Annotated in this window: 15 protein-coding genes; 4 read left to right on the forward strand and 11 right to left on the reverse strand. The window is 69.6% G+C overall.

All coding sequences use genetic code 11. From position 1 onward, the window contains the following. Positions 1-30 precede the first annotated feature (30 nt). The 3 genes from ACIQRW_RS03645 (at position 31) to ACIQRW_RS03655 (ending at position 3,365) form a co-directional block, all read left to right on the forward strand. Complete coding sequence (locus tag ACIQRW_RS03645) at positions 31-1,341, forward strand: MFS transporter (protein WP_403753855.1); 1,311 nt, start codon at positions 31-33, stop codon at positions 1,339-1,341. A 99-nt stretch (positions 1,342-1,440) separates the two neighbouring features. Then, positions 1,441-2,157, forward strand: a complete 717-nt coding sequence (locus tag ACIQRW_RS03650) for a L,D-transpeptidase family protein (RefSeq protein WP_403753858.1) — start codon at positions 1,441-1,443, stop codon at positions 2,155-2,157. Positions 2,158-2,336: 179 nt separating this feature from the next. Next, the gene (locus tag ACIQRW_RS03655) at positions 2,337-3,365 is read left to right on the forward strand and encodes a sigma-70 family RNA polymerase sigma factor (RefSeq protein WP_403753861.1); all 1,029 of its coding nucleotides are present in this window, start codon (positions 2,337-2,339) and stop codon (positions 3,363-3,365) included. 88 nt (positions 3,366-3,453) lie between these two features. On the opposite strand, the gene ACIQRW_RS03660 is transcribed toward ACIQRW_RS03655, so the two are convergent. Further along, on the reverse strand, positions 3,454-3,828 hold the full coding sequence (locus ACIQRW_RS03660; protein ID WP_403753864.1) for an STAS domain-containing protein: 375 nt from the start codon (positions 3,826-3,828) through the stop codon (positions 3,454-3,456). A gap of 260 nt (positions 3,829-4,088) precedes the next feature. On the opposite strand from ACIQRW_RS03660, the gene ACIQRW_RS03665 reads away from it, so the two are divergent. Next, positions 4,089-7,382 (forward strand): S8 family peptidase, encoded by a 3,294-nt coding sequence (locus tag ACIQRW_RS03665; protein ID WP_403754411.1) that lies wholly within the window; start codon positions 4,089-4,091, stop codon positions 7,380-7,382. An 80-nt stretch (positions 7,383-7,462) separates the two neighbouring features. Here ACIQRW_RS03665 and ACIQRW_RS03670 read toward each other — a convergent pair whose 3' ends face one another. The 10 genes from ACIQRW_RS03670 to ACIQRW_RS03715 all read right to left on the reverse strand — a co-directional run bounded on the left by ACIQRW_RS03670 (position 7,463) and on the right by ACIQRW_RS03715 (position 18,795). Further along, the gene (locus ACIQRW_RS03670; RefSeq protein WP_403753867.1) at positions 7,463-8,059 is read right to left on the reverse strand and encodes a Uma2 family endonuclease; all 597 of its coding nucleotides are present in this window, start codon (positions 8,057-8,059) and stop codon (positions 7,463-7,465) included. Positions 8,060-8,156: 97 nt separating this feature from the next. Beyond that, complete coding sequence (locus ACIQRW_RS03675; protein ID WP_403753870.1) at positions 8,157-9,434, reverse strand: thymidine phosphorylase; 1,278 nt, start codon at positions 9,432-9,434, stop codon at positions 8,157-8,159. Positions 9,435-9,552: 118 nt separating this feature from the next. After that, entirely contained in the window at positions 9,553-9,981 is a 429-nt protein-coding gene (locus ACIQRW_RS03680) for a cytidine deaminase (RefSeq protein ID WP_403753872.1), read from the reverse strand. Continuing rightward, positions 9,978-11,243, reverse strand: a complete 1,266-nt coding sequence (locus ACIQRW_RS03685; RefSeq protein WP_403753875.1) for an ABC transporter permease — start codon at positions 11,241-11,243, stop codon at positions 9,978-9,980. The genes ACIQRW_RS03680 and ACIQRW_RS03685 overlap by 4 nt, the downstream gene beginning before the upstream one ends. Then, positions 11,240-12,358, reverse strand: coding sequence for an ABC transporter permease (locus ACIQRW_RS03690; RefSeq protein WP_403753877.1), 1,119 nt, complete (start codon positions 12,356-12,358; stop codon positions 11,240-11,242). Before ACIQRW_RS03690 ends, ACIQRW_RS03685 begins: the two co-directional genes overlap by 4 nt. After that, the gene (locus tag ACIQRW_RS03695; protein ID WP_403754414.1) at positions 12,355-13,938 is read right to left on the reverse strand and encodes an ABC transporter ATP-binding protein; all 1,584 of its coding nucleotides are present in this window, start codon (positions 13,936-13,938) and stop codon (positions 12,355-12,357) included. Before ACIQRW_RS03695 ends, ACIQRW_RS03690 begins: the two co-directional genes overlap by 4 nt. Before the next feature lie 352 nt (positions 13,939-14,290). After that, positions 14,291-15,340 (reverse strand): BMP family protein, encoded by a 1,050-nt coding sequence (locus ACIQRW_RS03700; RefSeq protein ID WP_382160413.1) that lies wholly within the window; start codon positions 15,338-15,340, stop codon positions 14,291-14,293. Between the two features lie 174 nt (positions 15,341-15,514). Next, positions 15,515-16,750: an amidohydrolase gene (locus ACIQRW_RS03705; RefSeq protein WP_403754417.1), complete on the reverse strand. Its 1,236-nt coding sequence runs from the start codon at positions 16,748-16,750 to the stop codon at positions 15,515-15,517. A 1,651-nt stretch (positions 16,751-18,401) separates the two neighbouring features. Then, a complete protein-coding gene (locus ACIQRW_RS03710; RefSeq protein WP_403753880.1) occupies positions 18,402-18,620 on the reverse strand; it encodes a hypothetical protein in 219 nt (72 codons plus the stop codon). After that, the gene (locus tag ACIQRW_RS03715; protein ID WP_403753882.1) at positions 18,613-18,795 is read right to left on the reverse strand and encodes a hypothetical protein; all 183 of its coding nucleotides are present in this window, start codon (positions 18,793-18,795) and stop codon (positions 18,613-18,615) included. The genes ACIQRW_RS03710 and ACIQRW_RS03715 overlap by 8 nt, the downstream gene beginning before the upstream one ends. Between the last annotated feature and the right edge of the window lie 120 nt (positions 18,796-18,915).

The raw sequence follows: 18,915 nt of genomic DNA on the forward strand, positions 1-18,915 counted from the left end.
GCATGAAACGTCGCGCTCTACTTTCGACGTATGCCTCCCGCCAGTACCGGGGCATCCACCATCGTCGTGGATGCCTCTGCCCCGCAGTCCCCCGTCACCACCACCGCCGCGCCCGCCGCCGCCACCCATGAGCGCCTGGAGCCCGGCCGCCCCGGCTACCGCCGGATGAGCTTCGCCCTCTTCGCCGCCGGTGTCGCGGCCTTCGCTCTCCTCTACTCCACCCAGGCGCTGCTGCCCGCCGTCTCCGCGTCGTTCGACGCGACCGCCGGACAGGCGAGCTGGACGGTCTCGGCGGCGACCGGGGCGCTGGCCCTGTTCGTGCTGCCGCTGAGCGCGCTCTCGGAGCGGTTCGGGCGGCGGCAGATGATGACGGCGTCGCTGGCGATCGCGGTGCTCGTCGGACTGCTGGTGCCCCTCGCCCCCTCGATGGGTGCGTTGATCGCGCTGCGCGCCGTCCAGGGTGCGGCGCTCGCCGGACTCCCGGCCTCCGCGATGGCGTATCTCGCGGAGGAGGTGCGGCCCAAGGCGCTGATCGCCGCGATCGGGCTGTTCGTCGCGGGCAACAGCATCGGCGGTATGAGCGGGCGCATCCTCACCGGGTGGGTCGCCCAGGCCTGGGGCTGGCGCGCCGCGCTGGCGGCGGTCGGGCTGCTCGCGCTGGCGTGCGCCGTCGCGTTCCACTTCCTCATCCCGAAGGCCCGGAACTTCCGTCCCGGTTCGCTGAACCCGAAGGCCCTCGCGAAGACCGTCGCCACGCATCTGGCGGACCCGCTGCTGGTCCGGCTGTACGCGATCGGCGCGCTGTTCATGACGGTGTTCGGCGCGGTCTACACGGTGATCGGCTACCGGCTGGTCGAGGAGCCGTTCAGCCTGCCGCAGGGCGTCATCGGCTCGATCTTCCTGGTCTATCTGGTCGGTACGGTCTCCTCCGCCGCCGCCGGACGTCTGGTGGCCCGCCTCGGCCGCCGGGGCGCGCTCTATCTGGCGGTCTCCACCACGGCCGCCGGGCTGCTGCTCTCGCTGGCCGACCAGCTGGCCGCCGTACTGCTGGGCCTGGTGCTGATCACGGCCGGCTTCTTCGCCGGGCACGCGGTCGCCTCGTCGTCGGTGAGCCGCACCGCGACGACGGGCCGGGCACAGGCCTCGGCGCTCTACCAGTCGGCGTACTACCTGGGCTCCAGCGCGGGCGGCACGCTGGGCGCGGTCGCCTTCCACGCCGGGGGCTGGACGGCGACGGTGGCCCTGGGGCTGCTCGCGGTCCTCGGGGTCGTCTCGATCACCCTGTACGGGACCCGGGTGGCGCGTGCGGAGCGGCGGGCGCTCGTCCCCGCGACGCGCTGAAGCACAACCGAGACATACCGGCGCGCAACCACCGCACCCCTTCGCACGTCTACCAGGCGTAACCAACAACGCACTGTGGGCGAAGGGGAGTCGGCGCGCATGCGAGTCACGGCGAAGATATCCGGAAGACCTCTGCGACGAGGGGTGGCACTGTCCGTCGCCGGACTGGTGGCCGCTCCGGCCCTGGTCCTGGGCACCGGCACCGCCGCCCACGCGGCGTCCTGCACCACGTCGGTGGGACCGCACCAGAAGCAGGTCGAGAAGTTCCTGAAGCGGCCCGTGGACGGCAAGCAGTCGACGGCCGACTGCAAGGCGACCCAGAAGTTCCAGAAGAAGCACGGGATCACCCCCACCATCGGCTACGCCGGTCCGCTGACCTGGCGCACGATGAACACGATGCTCGCCCAGAAGGCGGCCGGGAAGAACCCCAACAAGGCGAAGAAGTGCCCCACCAACAAGGGGCGCATCGCCTGCGTCGACCTGACGCGGCAGCTGAGCTGGATCCAGGACGGCAAGAAGCTGAAGTACGGGCCGGTGCCGGTGCGGACCGGCCGGAACGGCGTCGAGACCCGGACCGGGTCCAAGAAGATCTACTGGCGCAACATCAAGCACTGGTCGACCATCTACAAGGTCTGGATGCCGCACTCCCAGTTCTTCGACGGCGGCCAGGCGTTCCACTCGGTCACCAAGTCCATGTACAACCCGCCGGGCTCCGGCGGCTGCGTCAACATGCGCCCCGCCGACGCGAAGGCATACTGGAAACTGCTGAAGAACGGCGACGACGTGTACGTGTACGGGCGCAAGCCCGGGACCTGAGCGACACGCTCGGTACCGGCGGGACACTTGAGGGGTGCCGGGCGGATCGTGGCCGCAGCCACGGCCGCCGGGCACCCCCTCGTCCTCTTTCCCGCCCCGACTGTCAGTGGCCTGCGGTAGCTTCCGACGTACCGGGTGACGGATGCCACAGCGCGGCTGCGCGCAACAGGGGTGGAGCGATGAGCGATCTGACCACGACGACGGCCACAGGAGCGGCGGCGGGCGCCGGGGGCGCCGACGCAGCCGGGATCGACAGCCGTTTGGAAGGGCACCGGACCGAGCTGACGGGGTACTGCTACCGGATGCTCGGATCCGCCTTCGAGGCCGAGGACGCGGTGCAGGACACCCTGGTCCGGGCCTGGCGCAACTTCGACAAGTTCGAGGGCCGCTCCTCGCTGCGCTCCTGGCTCTACCGGATCGCCACCAACGTCTGCCTGGACATGCTGAACGCGGGCAACAAGCGGGCCCGCCCGGTCGACTTGACGGGCCCCACACCGCTCGCCCAGGCCGCGCTGAGCCCCCGCCCGGAGAACGTCTGGCTGGAGCCGATGCCCGACGGCCGGATCCTGCCCTCGGTCCAGGACCCGGCGGAGGCGGCCGTGGCGCGTGAGTCGGTGCGCCTCGCGTTCGTCGCCGCCCTCCAGCACCTGCCGCCCAAGCAGCGCGCCGTGCTGATCCTGCGCGAGGTCCTCGCCTGGAAGGCCGCGGAGGTGGCCGAGCTGCTGGGGACCTCCGTCGCCTCGGTCAACAGCGCCCTTCAGCGGGCCCGCGCCACGCTGACCGAGACGGAGGGCCGGGCGGGCGATGTGGCGGACCCCCTCGACGAGGAGCAGCAGAAGCTCCTGGAGCGTTATGTGAAGGCGTTCGAGGGATATGACATGACCGCCCTGACCGCGCTGCTCCACGAGGACGCGGTGATGACGATGCCGCCGTTCGACCTGTGGCTCCGGGGCACCGGAGACATCACGGGCTTCATGACCTCCATCGGCGCGGCGTGCGCGGGCTCCAAGCTGGTGCCCGTCCTGGCCAACGGCTCCCCCGGCTTCGCGCACTACAAGCCCGCCGAGGACGGGGACGGGTTCGTGCCGTGGGCGGTCCAGGTCATCGACATCCAGGACGGGGCGATCACCGGGATGCACTGCTTCCTGGACGTCCCGCGCTGGTTCCCGCTGTTCGGCCTGGATGACCGGCTCCCGGCCGACGCGTAGGAGTCGGCGGCCGGGCCCGGCACCCCACGGCACACCCGGGGGCGCCGGGCCCCGGCCGACAGCCGTACGCATGTAGGCGCGCCCGACGTCAGCGCGGATCGGGCACCCGCCCCTCAGGCCCCTCCTCCAGGGTCACCACGTCGGCCAGCCCCACCAGGTCCAGCAGCGAGCGGAGTTCGGGGGGCACGCGGCGCAGCCGCAGCGTGCGTCCGGACCGGCGGGCGACGAGCGCGAGACGGGCCACCGCCTCGACCAGGGTCAGATCTGGCCGGATCACCCCGCCCACATCGCAGTCCACCGCCGCACCCGGGGCGAGGGCGGCCCCGCGCGGGTCGGCGAGGGCACGCTCCAGCTCGACGCAGAGGTCGGGTACGACGGCACGGCTGACCCGGCCCGTCACTGTCAGGGCGATCGGATTCTCGTTATCCACACCAGGCAGACCGGACCGGCGGGCGAAATTCATCGGCCCCTCCGTGCGACCCCGCCACGGAGGGGCCGTTTTGCGACAACTGTGAGCTCCTGGCACCTCGTGCGTGAACCAACTCCCCCAGCATTACCTCTAGTTCCGTGAACCGACGGGCCGCAGCCGTCGTTCCTGCGTCTCTGCGGACCGGCGGGACCGAGAAACCATCGAGTTCTCCAGGGGGAGAGTTGCGCAGACACGTGAGAACCGCGTGCATACCGGCGGTCGCCGCTGCCGTGGCCGTGGCACTGGCGGCGGGCATGACCTCGTCCGCCGTCGCCCAGCCGGATCCGAGGGCGTCGTCCGACGCCCGGGCCCAGGACCGTTCCCAGGAGAGGGAGCTGCGTCGGCTGACCCTCGTCACGGGTGACCGGGTCACCGTCGACGACCGGGGCAAGCCGGTCGCCTTCCGGCCCGCGAAGGGCCGGGAGAACATCCCGGTGCAGCGGATGAGCAACCAGGGGCACACACTCGTCGTCCCGGCCGACGCCCATCGGCTGATCGTCTCCGGCAAGCTCGACCGGCGGCTGTTCGACGTCACCGAGTTGAGCCGCCCGGAGAACCTCCGGGCCCAGCGCGACGGTCTGAAGCTGATCGTCGGCTACCGGGGCAAGCAGACCGCCACCGCGAAGGCGCAGGTCCGCGACGCGGGCTCCACCGAGGTGGGCCGGAGCCTGACGTCGCTGAACGCCGAGTCGGTGACCACGCCGACCGCCGACGCGCCGGCCATCTGGAAGGCGCTCACCGACCGGCGCGCGGGCGGGGAGCGGGTCACCACCGCGGCCGGCATCGACCGGGTCTGGCTGGACGGGGTGCGCCGGGCGAGCCTGGACAAGAGCGTCCCGCAGATCGGCGCCCAGGCGGCGTGGAAGGCCGGGTTCACCGGCAAGGGCGTCAAGATCGCGGTCCTGGACACCGGAACGGACGCCACCCACCCCGACCTCAAGGGCCAGATCCTCGCGGAGAAGAACTTCAGCGCCTCCGCGGACACCAAGGACCGGGTGGGCCACGGCACGCACGTCGCCTCTATCGCGGCGGGCACCGGCGCCAGGTCGGGCGGGAAGCTCAAGGGCGTGGCCCCGGACGCCAAGCTGCTCTCGGGCAAGGTGCTCGACGACGAGGGGTACGGCGAGGACTCCGGCATCCTGGCCGGAATGGAGTGGGCGGTCGCCCAGGGCGCCGACATCATCAACCTGAGCCTCGGCGGGACGGACACCCCGGAGGTGGACCCGCTGGAGGCCGCGGTCGACAAGCTGTCGGCCGACAAGGGCGTCCTGTTCGCCATCGCCGCGGGCAACGAGGGCGACGGCGCGGGCACGGTGGGCTCGCCGGGCAGCGCGGACGCCGCGCTGACCGTGGGCGCGGTCGACGACCAGGACAAGCTGGCGGACTTCTCCAGCCGCGGCCCGCGGGTCGGGGACGGGGCGGTCAAGCCCGACGTGACGGCCCCCGGCGTGGACACCACGGCGGCCATCCCGTCCGGCTCGCAGATCGCGAAGGAGGTGGGTGAGAACCCCGCCGGCTACGCGACGATCTCGGGTACGTCGATGGCCACCCCGCACGTCGCGGGCGCGGCCGCGCTGCTCAAGCAGCAGCACCCCGACTGGGCGTACACCGAGCTGAAGGGCGCGCTGACCGCGTCCACGAAGCCCGGGGCGTACAACCCGTTCCAGCAGGGCTCCGGCCGGATCGCGGTGGACCGTGCGATCGCCCAGACCGTGGTCGCCGACCCGGTCTCGGTGAGCTTCGGGGTGCAGCAGTGGCCGCACACGGACGACGAGCCGGCCACCGAGAAGGTCACGTACCGCAACCTCGGTACGGGCGAGGTCACCCTCGATCTGAAGGTGACGGGCACCGGACCGGGCGGCAAGCCCGCTCCGGCCGGCTTCTTCACCCTCGGCGCGGACCGGGTCACCGTCCCGGCGGGCGGCACGGCGGAGGTGACCCTGACCGCCGACACCCGGCTCGGCTCCACGGCCGACGGCACGTACTCCGCGTATCTGGTGGCCACCGGCGGCGGGCAGACCGTGCGCACGGCCGCCGCGGTCGAGCGTGAGGTGGAGAGCTACGACGTCACGGTCAAGCACCTCGGGCGGGACGGCCGTCCGGCCGTGTACGCGGACAGCACGCTCTTCCGCTTCGGTGCGGAGTCCGGCAACCCGTTCCTGAGCCCGCAGGTCGTCGACGGCACGGCGAAGATCCGGGTGCCCAAGGGCACGTACGTGGTCAACTCCACGGTCTACATCGACCCGGACGACGTCACCAAGGGTGCCGACTGGATCGCGCAGCCCAAGATCGCGGTCACCAAGAACACCTCACTGACGTTCGACGCCCGCAAGGCGAAGCCGGTGAACGTCACGGTGCCGGACGCGAAGGCGAAGGCTCAGCTGTTCTCCCCGGACTACGTGGTGGAGTCGGGAGACGACGCGGTCTCCTTCGGCTGGCTGATGGAGTCGCCGGCAGGCATCCGCACGCTCCACGCCGGCCCGAAGATCACCGACGGTTCGCTCGCCCAGCACTGGTCGGGTACCTGGAGCAAGGGCGCGTCGACCGAGTACGACATCGCGGTGGGCGGCACGGTCAAGCAGCTCGCCACCGGCTTCAACCGGAAGTTCACCACGGCGCAGCTGGCCAAGGTGAAGATCGCCATGGGCGCGGCCGCGCCGAAGAAGAAGGGTTCGATCACCGCCTTCCCCTTCCTGCCCACGCAGGGCGGCAGCTGGGCGACCTCGATCGATCAGAAGCTGCCCGGCACCCGCACGCTGTACGTCTCCACCGCGGACAAGGTGGCCTGGAGCTTCGACTTCGACCAGCAGGGCCCGGTCGACGCGGACGGCTGGCCGACGTACGAGGCCAACTACCAGGTCGGCAAGGAGGCGGCGTACAAGGCGGGCAAGACGTACACGAAGTCCGTGAACACCGCGGTGTTCGGCCCACTGGTCGACAACAAGAACTACGGCGTCGTCCGTGAGGGCAACGACATCACGGGCTCCCTCCCACTGCTGGCCGACGGCCGGGGCAACGCGGGCGGGATGCTGTTCACGTCGGCCAAGACGGTCCTGTACCGCAACGGCAAGAAGCTCGGCCAGAACGGCGACCCGGTGTCCGGCGGCGAGTCCTTCCGGGTTCCGGCGGGCGCGGCCGACTACCGGCTGACGACCACGGTCAGCCACAGCGCGAAGGTCAGCCCGCTCTCCACCCGGGTGGACGCGGCCTGGACGTTCCGCTCGAAGAAGACCGCGTTCACGATGCTGCCCGTCTCCACCGTCCGGTTCACCCCGGCCGTGGGCGCCGACGGCCGGGTCAAGGCGGGCAAGACCGTCTCGGTGCCGGTGAAGGTGCACGGCGCGGCCGCGGGCAAGAACCTGAAGTCGCTGAAGACGTACGTCAGTTACAACGGCGGCAAGACCTGGAAGAAGGTCACCGTCAAGAAGGGCAAGATCACCGTCAAGAACCCGGCCAAGGGCAAGTCGATCTCCTTCTCCGCCAAGGTCACCGACAAGAAGGGCAACACCTCGTCGGTGAAGATCTACAGCGCCTACCTGGGCAAGTGACCCGATACGTAAGGTAGTTCACGCTCGCACGACGGCGGCCCGCCGCACGGATCCTCTCCGCGCGGCGGGCCGCCCGTGTGTCAGCTGATGGGGAAGACGCCGGTGTCGAGCACAAGGCCGAACGGCTCGGGGAGGGTCAGCTTCCGCCCGTACTCGACCGTTTCCAGGACCCGGTACGTACCGCTTTCCGGCTCCCCGTACAGCGTCGCGGTCGGCCGGCCGGAGTGCCAGGGGTCGAGGAGCAGGAACAGCTCCACTCCGGCCTTGGCGTAGCCGTTCACCTTGCTGACGCGGTCGTGGTTGGCGTTGGAGCGGGAGGTGATCTCGGCGACGAGCAGGGCCTCCTCGGCAGGCACGGTGCTGCCCGGCCCCGAGGCCACCGCGCGGGGGACGACCACGAGGTCGGGAATGTAGATGCCGCCCCGCCCCGGCAACGAGAGGCCGAGGGTCTGGTAGATCTCCCAGTCTTCCGGGATGACGGTATAGAGCCTGCGCTGGAGCAGGGCAGCGGTGGTGTTGTGGTCCTTGGACGGCGGCGGCGACACGGTGACGATCTCCTCGATGATCTCCACCTTGCAGCCCTCGGGTGCGTCCGTCTCCTCCCAGATCCGGACGAGGTCGTCCCAGTCCTGGCCTTGTCCCTGGCCCGGCACGGGTTCGACGGTGAGTGCGCTCATGGCGGTCTCCTCTATCGGTACGTCACCGAGTCCAGCATGCCGAACGGAACCGGTAGCGGTCCACCGATCCCGTTCACCCAAATGGGGAATCCGCAGGTCAGGCGATACGTTCCCGCACCACCGGCAGCGGTGCGAACGACGTGCCTGCCGGGGCGATGTCGTACGCCTCCGGCAGCGCCTTCAGTGCGTAGTCGAACTTCTCGGGGGTGTCCGTGTGCAGCGTCATGAGGGGCTGGCCCTCGGTGACGGTGTCGCCGGGCTTGGCGTGCAGCTCGACGCCGGCGCCCGCCTGCACCGGGTCCTCCTTGCGGGCGCGGCCCGCACCCAGGCGCCAGGCGGCGACGCCGACGTCGTAGGCGTCCAGGCGGGTCAGTACGCCGGAGGAGCGTGCGGTGACGACGTGCTGCTCGCGGGCGGTGGGGAGCGTGGCATCCGGGTCGCCGCCCTGAGCTGCGATCATCCGGCGCCAGACGTCCATGGCGGAGCCGTCGGCGAGGGCCTTCTCCGGGTCGGCGTCCTTGAGCCCGGCGGCGTCGAGCATCTCGCGGGCGAGGGCGAGGGTCAGGTCGACGACGTCCCTGGGGCCGCCGCCGGCCAGCACCTCGACCGACTCCCGGACCTCCAGCGCGTTGCCCGCGGTGAGGCCGAGCGGGGTGGACATGTCGGTGAGCAGCGCGACCGTGCGCACACCGCTGTCGGTGCCGAGCGCGACCATGGTGGAGGCCAGTTCGCGGGCGTCCTCGATGGTCTTCATGAAGGCGCCGGAGCCGACCTTGACGTCCAGGACGAGCGCCCCGGTGCCCTCGGCGATCTTCTTGGACATGATCGAGCTGGCGATCAGCGGGATCGCCTCGACGGTGCCGGTCACGTCGCGCAGCGCGTACAGCTTCTTGTCGGCGGGGGCGAGGCCGTCACCGGCGGCGCAGATGACCGCGCCGGTGGTGTCGAGGACGTGCCGCATCTCCTCGTTGGAGATGTGGGCCCGCCAGCCGGGGATGGACTCCAGCTTGTCCAGGGTGCCGCCGGTGTGGCCGAGGCCCCGGCCGCTGAGCTGCGGCACGGCCGCGCCACAGGCGGCGACCAGCGGGGCGAGCGGCAGGGTGATCTTGTCGCCGACGCCGCCGGTGGAGTGCTTGTCGGTGGTGGGGCGGGACAGCCCGTCGAAGGTCATCCGCTCGCCGGAGGCGATCATCGCGGCGGTCCAGCGGGCGATCTCGGTGCGGTTCATCCCGTTGAGCAGGATCGCCATGGCGAGGGCGGACATCTGCTCGTCGGCGACCTCGCCGCGGGTGTAGGCGTCGATGACCCAGTCGATCTGCTCGGGGGTCAGCTCGCCTCGGTCCCGCTTGGTGCGGATGACGGAGATGGCGTCCATGGGAATCCTTCCGGCCGGTGCGTACGCAAGAGTCCTCGATGACTCTACGCGCATAGAGGGAGAGAAGAGCGGTGGCCCTTCCGGGAAAGGGGAAGGGCCACCGCCGAGGAAACGGGGTTCAGCCGAGGTGCTGCGGGCCGAACGCCTGGGGCAGCATCTCGTCCAGCGTGCGCCGCCCGTCGGGCGTCTCCAGGAGGAGCTCCGGGCCGCCGAACTCGTACAGCAGCTGCCGGCACCTGCCGCACGGCACCAGGATCGCCCCGGTGCCGTCCACGCAGGTGAAGTGGGTCAGCCGGCCGCCACCGGTGGCGTGGAGCGCGGACACGAGACCGCACTCGGCGCAGAGCGAGAGGCCGTAGCTGGCGTTCTCCACGTTGCAGCCGGTGATCGTGCGGCCGTCGTCCACCCGGGCGGCGACACCGACCGGGTAGCGCGAGTAGGGGACGTACGCCCGGGACATGGCGTCCCGGGCCGCGACCCGCAGGGCCTCCCAGCCGGCCTCGCCGAACGCCTCGGCGGACGGGCCTCCGGCGGCGGGCGGCGTCACTTGCCCTCGCCCTTGCGGTACGGCACGCCGTCCGCCTTGGGCATCCGCAGCCGTTGCGCGGAGAGCGAGAGGACCAGCAGCGTCGTGACGTACGGGGCGGCGTCGACGAACTGGCTCGGCACCTGGTCGGTCAGGAGGTACCAGGTGAACAGCAGCGCCGAGACGGCCGCCGAGATCACCGCGGCGACGTACTTCTTCCGGTACAGCTGCCAGAACACCGCGATGACCAGCAGGATCGCCAGCAGGAGCAGCATCGCGTGGACGTTCTCCGCGCCGCCGCGCAGCTTGAGGCTGTCGGTGAAGCCGAAGAGCCCGGCGCCCAGCGCCATGCCGCCCGGCATCCAGTTGCCGAAGATCATCGCGGCGAGGCCGATGTAGCCACGGCCGCCGGTCTGGCCCTCCTGGTAGATGCCGGTGGCGACGATCGCGAGGAACGCGCCGCCCAGCCCCGCCAGACCGCCCGAGACCGTGACGGCGATGTACTTGTACTTGTACACGTTGACGCCGAGGGTCTCGGCGGCCACCGGGGACTCGCCGCAGGAGCGCAGCCGCAGCCCGAACGGCGTGCGCCACAGGATCCACCAGGTGGCGGGGATCAGCAGCAGGGCGACGACGGTCAGCAGGGAGAGCCCGGTGACCAGGCCGCCGACGATGCCCGCGATGTCGGAGATCAGGAACCAGTGCTGTTGTTGCAGGTCCTGCATCCAGTCCGAAAGCCCTGGAATGGTGATCTTGTCGATCGGATCGATGCGCGGGGACTGCTTGGAGGAGCCGCCCTGGATGCCGTCGAAGGCGAAGTTGGAGAGGTAGCGGGTGACGCCGACGGCGAGGATGTTGATGGCCACACCGGAGACGATGTGGTTCACGCCGAAGGTGACGGTGATGACCGCGTGCAGCAGGCCGCCGAGGCAGCCGCCGAGGATGCCGAAGAGGACGCCCACCCACGGGCCCCACTGGAACCCGGCCCAGGCGCCGAACCAGGTGCCCAGGACCATCATGCCTTCGAGGCCGATGTTGACGACGCCCGCGCGCTCGGCCCACAGGCCGCCGAGTCCGGCGAGGCCGATCGGGACGGCCAGTTCCAGGGCGCCGGCGACCTGGCCGACCGAGGTGACGTCGTTGGCGCCGCTGATGAGGCGTACCAGGGAGACCAGGGCGAGCGCGCCCGCGATGATCAGGAGGACGACGGGCAGGGAGAGCTTGCGGCGGCCGCCGCCCTTGGTGGGGGCGACGCGTGCGGCGGTGGCTTTGCTCGTGCTCACAGGGCCGCCTCCTTCTCGGTCTTGATGGCATGGCCGGCGGCGAGCTCCTCGCCGACCTTCTGCTGCTGGCGGCGGATGCCGTACCGGCGGACCAGCTCGTAGGAGACGACGACCGAGATCACGATCAGGCCCTGCATGATCGTGGCGATCTCCTTCTCGTACCCGTACTGGTCGAGCGAGGCCGACGACTTGTCCAGGAAGGCGATCAGCAGGGCGCTGAAGGCGATGCCGAGCGGGTTGTTGCGGCCCAGCAGCGCGATGGTGATGCCGGTGAAGCCGATACCGGTGGGGAAGTCGAGGCTGTAGGTGTGGGTGTCGCCGAGCAGGGTCGGCATGCCGGCCAGGCCCGCGACCGCACCGGAGATCAGCATCGAGGTGAGGATCATCTTCTTGGCGTCCACACCGGACGCCTGGGCGGCGCTCTCGCTGGCGCCGGTGGCGCGCAGGTCGAAGCCGAACCGGGTGCGGTTCAGCACGAACCAGTACAGGAGGCCGCAGCCCGCGGCGACGAAGGTGAAGCCGTAGATCTCTCCGGCCTGGTCGCCCATCGGGAGCCCCGGGAACCAGCCGGACTCCGGGATCTCACCGGTGGTGAGGTTGTTGGACCCGGCGGGCTGCTCGCCGAAGTTCTTCGGCAGGATCAGCCAGGCGACCAGGGCGGTGGCGATCGAGTTCAGCATGATCGTCGAGACGACCTCGCTCACCCCGCGGGTGGTCTTGAGGAAGCCCGCGATGCCCGACCAGAACGCGCCGACCAGCATCGCGACGACCACGATCAGCGCGATGTGCAGCGGCCCCGGCAGACTGACGCTCGCGCCGACCAGCGCGGCCATCATGGCGGCGAGGCGGTACTGCCCGTCGACGCCGATGTTGAAGAGGTTCATCCGGAAGCCGACGGCCACGGCGAGTGCGGCGAGGTAGTACGTACCGGCCTGGTTGACGATCAGGACCTGTACGTCGACGTAGCTGGCCGACTCGAACATGATCCGGTACGGCTCGAAGGGGTTCCGGCCGGAGGCGAGCAGCACCACGGTCGTCAGCGCGAGGGCGACGACCAGGGCGAGCACCGGGCCGGCGAAGCCCAGGATCAGCCGGTCCTTGTCGAATTTCTTCATCGGGCCTCGTCCTCCGGGCTTTCGAGGTGCCCGGTGGCGGCGCCGGTCATGGCCGAGCCCAGTTCCTCCGGGGTGATGGTGGCCGGGTCGGCGTCGGCGACCAGTCGGCCGCGGTACATGACGCGCAGGGTGTCGGAGAGCCCGATCAGCTCGTCCAGGTCGGCCGAGATCAGCAGGACGGCCAGCCCTTCGCGGCGGGCCTCGCGGATCTGGTCCCAGATCTGCGCCTGCGCGCCGACGTCCACGCCACGGGTGGGGTGGGCGGCGATCAGGAGCTTGGGCGCGTGGCTCATCTCGCGGCCGACGATGAGCTTCTGCTGGTTGCCGCCGGAGAGGGAGGCCGCGGTGACCTCGATGCCGGGGGTGCGCACGTCGTACTCGCGCACGATCCGCTCGGTGTCGGCGCGGGCCGCCTTGTTGTCCAGCAGCCAGCCGCGGCTGTTGGGCTTCTCGGTGACGTGGCCGAGGATGCGGTTCTCCCACAGCGGGGCGTCCAGCAGGACGCCGTGGCGGTGACGGTCCTCGGGGATGTACCCGATGCCGGCCTCGCGCCGCTTGCGGGTGGGGACCTGCGAGATGTCGTCCTGGTCGAGGGTGATCACCCCGCCGTCCGGGGTGCGCATGCCGATCAGGGCCTCGATCAGCTCGGTCTGCCCGTTGCCCTCGACCCCGGCGATGCCGAGGACCTCGCCCTGGTGGATGGTGAGGTCGATGCCGGCGAGCACGTCGCGGACGGTGCCGTCGGGGTCGGTGACCGTGAGCGCCAGGTCCTGGACGCGCAGCATCGGCACATCGGTGACGGTGGACTCGCGGGTCTCCGGCGAGGGCAGCTCGCTGCCGACCATCAGCTCGGCGAGCTGCTTGGTCGTGGTGGACGCCGGGTCGGCGGTGCCCACGGTCGTGCCGCGGCGGATCACCGTGATGTCGTCGGCGACGGAGAGCACCTCGCCGAGCTTGTGCGAGATGAAGATGACGGTCAGGCCCTCGGCCTTGAGCTCGCGCAGGTTGGCGAAGAGCGCGTCGACCTCCTGCGGTACGAGGACCGCGGTCGGCTCGTCCAGGATCAGGATGCGGGCGCCCCGGTAGAGGACCTTGAGGATCTCCACGCGCTGCCGGTCGGCGACCCCGAGGTCCTCCACGAGCGCGTCGGGCCGGATGCCCAGGCCGTACGCGTCGGAGATCTCCTTGATCTTCTTCCGGGCGCCGGAGCCGATGCCGTACAGCTTCTCGCCGCCCAGGACGACGTTCTCCAGGACGGTGAAGTTGTCGGCGAGCATGAAGTGCTGGTGCACCATGCCGATGCCCCGCTCGATGGCGTCGCCCGGGTTGGAGAACGAGACCTGCTCGCCGTTGATCGCGATGGTGCCCTCGTCCGGCTTCTGCATGCCGTAGAGGATCTTCATCAGGGTGGACTTGCCGGCGCCGTTCTCACCGACGAGGGCATGGACCGTGCCCTTGCCGATCGTGATGTCGATGTCGTGGTTGGCGACGACGCCGGGGAAGCGCTTGGTGATGCCGTGCAGTTCTACGGCAGGGGGACTGCTGGACGCGTTGATGACGCACTCTCCTTGGCCGGACAGGAGCGGGGGCGGAGGGGCTGGGGGTGTCGGAGACCCCCCGGGGGGCGGGGGTGAAGTTATCGCGCCGGAGGGCTGTCTACACGCGTAGCGCTGCCGAATCGTGAAACACAGGTGCACGTCACGGTCCGGACGCGGGGTCCGGACCGGGTGGGAGAGCACTGCGAGAGGCGGATCTTCTTCGGGTGGGGCGGCGGAAGCTCGGGTGCCGCGGGATGTTCGCGTTCCGCGGCGGGGAGCCTGTCCGTACGGCGGGGACGGGCCCACGGCCCTGTCCGTCCACCGGACGCGGATGCGGCGCGGGGACGGACAGGGCCTGGGGAAACCAGCTGTACGGCAGGAGGCTCCGAGCTGCTTACGGAGCGGTCTTGACGGTGATCTTGCCGTCGATGATCTCCTGCTTGGCCTTGTCGACGGCCGCGATGACGTCGGTCATCTTGGCGAACGCCGGGTTGGACATCGACAGGCCGACGCCGTCCTTGTCCAGGCCGTAGCGGATCTCACCGGTGGTCGGCTTGCCGTCCTGGACCGACTTGATCAGGTTGAACACCGAGTCCTCGACGTCCTTGGTGACCGAGGTCAGGATGGACTCCTTGTAGGCCGCGAGGCCCTTCTGCTTGTACTGGTCGGAGTCGACGCCGATGTTCCACTTGCCGGCCTTGGAGGCGGCCTCGATGGCACCGGAACCGGCCAGACCGGCGGCCGAGTAGATCACGTCGGCCTTCTTGTCGAGCTGACCCTGGGCCGCGGCCTTGCCGAGGTCGGGCTTGGAGAAGCCGTCGAAGTTCGGCGGCTGCGTCAGGTACTGCGGGAGGACCTTGACCGCGGGGTCGGTGTCCTTGGCGCCCTGGATGAAGCCCGCCTCGAACTTCTTGATCAGCGGGGTCTCGACACCGCCGATGAAGCCGATCGTCTTCGTCTTGGTGACCTTGGCGGCGGCGACGCCGGCGAGGTAGGAGCCCTGCTCCTCGTTGAAGACGATGTTGGCGATGTTGTCGCCGGTCACCGAGGCGTCGTCGATGATGCCGAAGGTGGTCTTCGGGAACTTCGGCGCGACCTTCTTGATGGCGGGGGCGTAGGCGAAGCCGACGCCGATCACCGGGTTGTTGCCGGAGCGGGCCAGCTCGGTGAGGCGCTGGACCTTGTCCGCGTCGCCCTCACCGTCGGAGGGCTCGGCCTCGCTGCCCTTGACGTCGAGTTCCTTCTCCGCCTTGGCGAGTCCGGCGTAGGCGGCGTCGTTGAACGACTGGTCGCCACGGCCGCCGATGTCGTAGGCGATGGCGGCCTTTTCGCCGCCCGAGTCGGAACCCGCGTCCGACGACGATTTTCCGCCACAGGCGGTGACACTGAGAGCGAGCGCCGCGGACGCAATGCCCACGGTGGTGATCCTGGTGATCCGGCGCAAGGGAAGGCTCCTTCAAACCTGACCGAAGCGCCTCTTCCGGCGCTGGTTTCGCGGCGATCGTAACGCGCGTAGATGTCAGATAAGAGCACGTACGGAAGCCGTTATCGGATCGTCGTGAACAGAAGGCCTCCCGCAGGTCCACGAACGGCCCGCGAAGACTGTGTCAACGCTCCGCTAACGGTTCCCGTCGAACAGGGCCGCGGCGGTGAACAGCTCGACCCCCACGGTGATGGCTTCCTCGTCCACGTCGAAGTTGCCGCGGTGCAGGTCCAGCCCGCGCGTGTCGCCCGGGGTCCGGACCCCGAGGCGGGCCATCGCGCCGGGCACCCGCTCCAGGTACCAGGAGAAGTCCTCGCCGCCCAGGCTCTGCTCGGTGTCCTCGATCGCATACGATCCGCGGCGCTCGGTCATCGCGGCGTCCAGCAGACCGATGGACTCGGCGTCGTTCACCACGGGCGGCACACCGCGCACGTAGTTGATCACGGTCTTGGCCCGGTGCATTCCGGCCACCTCGTCGATGGCGGAGTGCACCAGGTCGGGGGCCGCGCGCCAGGCGTCCAGGTCCAGGCAGCGGACGGTGCCGGAGAGCTCGGCGTGTTGCGGGATGACATTGGGGGCGTGCCCGGTCTCCAGCCGCCCCCAGGTCAGCGCGAGCCCGGAGCGGGCGTCGACCCGGCGGGCGAGCAGCGCGGGCACGTCGACGGCGATCCGGGCGGCGGCGGTGACCAGGTCGGTGGTCAGATGCGGCCGGGCGGTGTGCCCGCCGGGCCCGTCGAGCGTGACCTCCAGCCGGTCGCAGGCCGAGGTGATGGCCCCGATCCGCAGCCCGATCCTCCCGACGTCCACCTTCGGGTCGCAGTGCACGCCGATGATCCGCCCGACACCCTCCAGCACCCCGGACTCGATGGCGTCGACCGCGCCCCCGGGCAGGACCTCCTCGGCGGGCTGGAAGATCAGCCGCACGGCCTGGGGCAGCAGCCCCTCCCGGTCGAGACCGGCGAGCACGAGCCCCGCCCCGAGCACGGTGGTGGTGTGCACGTCGTGCCCGCAGGCGTGTGCCCGGTCGGGCACGGTGGACCGGTAGGGCACGCCCGCCTTGGTGTCCGGGATCGGCAGCGCGTCGATGTCCGCCCGCAACGCCAGCATGGGCGTCACCCCGTCCCACTCCCCCACGTCGCACATGAGCCCGGTCCCGACGGCGAGAACCTTCGGTTCGAGCCCGGCTTTCTCCAGCCGGTCCTTGATGGCCGCGGTGGTGCGGAACTCCTGGTTGCCCAGCTCGGGATGCATGTGCAGATCCCGGCGGAAGGCGATCAGCTCGGCGCGCAGTTCGTCGGAGAGCCTGCCGGGCAGCTCACCTCCCCCGGGCTGGCCGGCCGGGTTGTGGGGGCGGGAGGCGCGGGACTTCAACTGGTTCACCCTACGAAGCGTAGGCCCCTTGACCCCTCAACTGGCCACAGATCAACAAAACTTCAGCCGCTCAGGCGTACAAACTTCCCGTGAGGACGTGTGACGCAGGGTGGTTGCGGGTATACCCGTTCGCCTTCCGGACCGGGGTCCGCGTACCTTGCGGGCAGGCAAGGAAGAACGTCGGACGACCGGGCGGACGGTGCCCTCATCCTCACGGCACTGCCGGCACCCCTTTCGTCGCTTCCGGTACCAGGACCTACGGCAGGCGACCGCGACCCTGCTCCTGGAAACGGAGCGTCGACCTCTTCCTGATCAAGGAGTTGGTAGGTCACGCAAACATCGGTGTCACCGCCGGCGCCCACGTCCGCTTCCAACGCCAAGTCATCGACACCCTCAGCAGCGCCCTCGGCGGCCAGGACGACGGCCCCGACGACCCAACCCCACCATGCCAACCGTCCGCTGACGTTGCCGTCACGGTTGCCGCTCAAGCACCCCAGAAGCCCCGCCGAACACACGATCGGTGGGGCTTCATCGGCGGTATGGGAATCTCAGCTGACCCAAGCTACCGAGAGTAAAACACCATTCTCGCGAGAACAGGGCCCTCCAAGGCGAATCCCGCAGATTCCTTGCCTACGCCTTTCGGCTAGGCCACTTACAGATCGTACGGGTAGAGCTGAATTTCGGGAGCCCGGAAGGAAATGAAACCCTCCACAGGAAGCTCCGACCTTCGATTCGGTATTTCAATCAAGAGGATGTCCGACCCTACTCTGATCTCCACGACCGAATCATCACCATCGTCGAATCTGACAACTTGGCCCGTGATGAGGGTGGCAGACTCCGCCCCGGCCTCCGAGAGGGAAGTAGCACCCGAAGGAACAGCCGTCCAGTCTGCGACGCCTTCCGGGACTTCGATCTCGACATCGAATTGACCTACTTCAGGGGGGTTCGACCCCATCCAGCGGCCAGACGCGGTGCCAGACTCGCACGTGAAGCGCACGATCTCTTGCGATGGGGCTAGGACTTGCAGAACTTCCACTCTCATCATTTCACCCCCAAGGGAACTCGCTGCATCGTATTGCCGACAGTCCATGCGTTGGTGGCGGAGTTCCAATCCCACGTCTCCATATGGAAGTGGAACTTCGTGGGCTTGCTGTTCATCTCGTGATCCCCCATCCGGATGCTACGGCGCCCATCGGAAGATACGAAACGGTTGGGGTCCACCTGCCCAGTTCGCGGGTGAATATTTGTGTACGGGCCAGGCCCCAAGAAATCACTCCACGCCTGATCCGCCTGAGAAGGCTTAAGAGGCTTGGGGGCTGTGACCTCCCGCAGGTTATTGACTGTTTCGGCAGGCGGACAGTTCGAATTGTGAACCAGGACCGGCGTGGCGCCAGCCAGCACATAGTACGTGTGCTAGGCAACCCCTCCCTATCTGCGTATTCGCCGATCAGCGGTGGTTTCGGGTTCCGCTGCTGTCCGTGGTTGTGCGGGGGAATCCGTGGGTGTTGCCGTCGCTACTGCCGTCAGGAGCGCGGGGCGCACGGTGGCGCTGCCGCTGGCGGAGTGTCGGCGCAGGGGGACTTTACTGCCACGCGCCGGGCTCGGCGCGGAGTATGGCCCGGACGGTCTGCTCGTAGTGCTGGTGGCCGGTCTAAGCGCAGTGTCCGGCGATCCAATGCGTCAACTCGTCCGGGGTGTGCAGGGTGCCGGATGTGACACCGCAGTTGCTTTCCTCGCCGGTGACGCAGACCGCCGTGAAAGCCGGCAGCGCCAGGGGGTCGGGGACGGTGGTCACGTGGTACTCGCGGAAGCGGTAGCGGCCTCGTGTGGCGCTGCGGGACTGTGCGTCGGTGTTCGCGGAGTCAGGCATCCGCGATCACCTCTTCCGGGTCGGTGAGGCGCTGACCGCGCGAGTCGGCGACCCTGAGCGCGTCGGAGAGGGCTTCGGTCAGCCGGCGGGCCAGCCAGCGGTATTCGGTCGCCGACAAAGTCTTCGCGTCAGGGGCCATGGTGTCTCGGGCGTATCCCAGCAGGTCCTCGCCCATGCCCAGCTCCCCGTCAGGTGAGTCCTGGCGGGGCTTCTGGGTGCGGTGACGGCCGCTAGTTGGATTGGCCGATGCCGACCTGTCAAGCGCGGCCCTTAAAGATCACTACTCACAGCGACA

This window comes from Streptomyces sp. NPDC091287, assembly GCF_044768525.1.
Classification (GTDB): Bacteria; Actinomycetota; Actinomycetes; order Streptomycetales; family Streptomycetaceae; genus Streptomyces.

Coding starts and splice junctions, on each gene's coding strand:
- ACIQRW_RS03645 (WP_403753855.1), top strand. CDS start 31: ATGCCTCCCGCCAGTACCGGGGCATCCACCATCGTCGTGGATGCCTCT.
- ACIQRW_RS03650 (WP_403753858.1), top strand. CDS start 1,441: ATGCGAGTCACGGCGAAGATATCCGGAAGACCTCTGCGACGAGGGGTG.
- ACIQRW_RS03655 (WP_403753861.1), top strand. CDS start 2,337: ATGAGCGATCTGACCACGACGACGGCCACAGGAGCGGCGGCGGGCGCC.
- ACIQRW_RS03660 (WP_403753864.1), bottom strand. CDS start 3,828: ATGAATTTCGCCCGCCGGTCCGGTCTGCCTGGTGTGGATAACGAGAAT.
- ACIQRW_RS03665 (WP_403754411.1), top strand. CDS start 4,089: ATGACCTCGTCCGCCGTCGCCCAGCCGGATCCGAGGGCGTCGTCCGAC.
- ACIQRW_RS03670 (WP_403753867.1), bottom strand. CDS start 8,059: ATGAGCGCACTCACCGTCGAACCCGTGCCGGGCCAGGGACAAGGCCAG.
- ACIQRW_RS03675 (WP_403753870.1), bottom strand. CDS start 9,434: ATGGACGCCATCTCCGTCATCCGCACCAAGCGGGACCGAGGCGAGCTG.
- ACIQRW_RS03690 (WP_403753877.1), bottom strand. CDS start 12,358: ATGAAGAAATTCGACAAGGACCGGCTGATCCTGGGCTTCGCCGGCCCG.
- ACIQRW_RS03710 (WP_403753880.1), bottom strand. CDS start 18,620: ATGCCTGACTCCGCGAACACCGACGCACAGTCCCGCAGCGCCACACGA.
- ACIQRW_RS03715 (WP_403753882.1), bottom strand. CDS start 18,795: ATGGGCGAGGACCTGCTGGGATACGCCCGAGACACCATGGCCCCTGAC.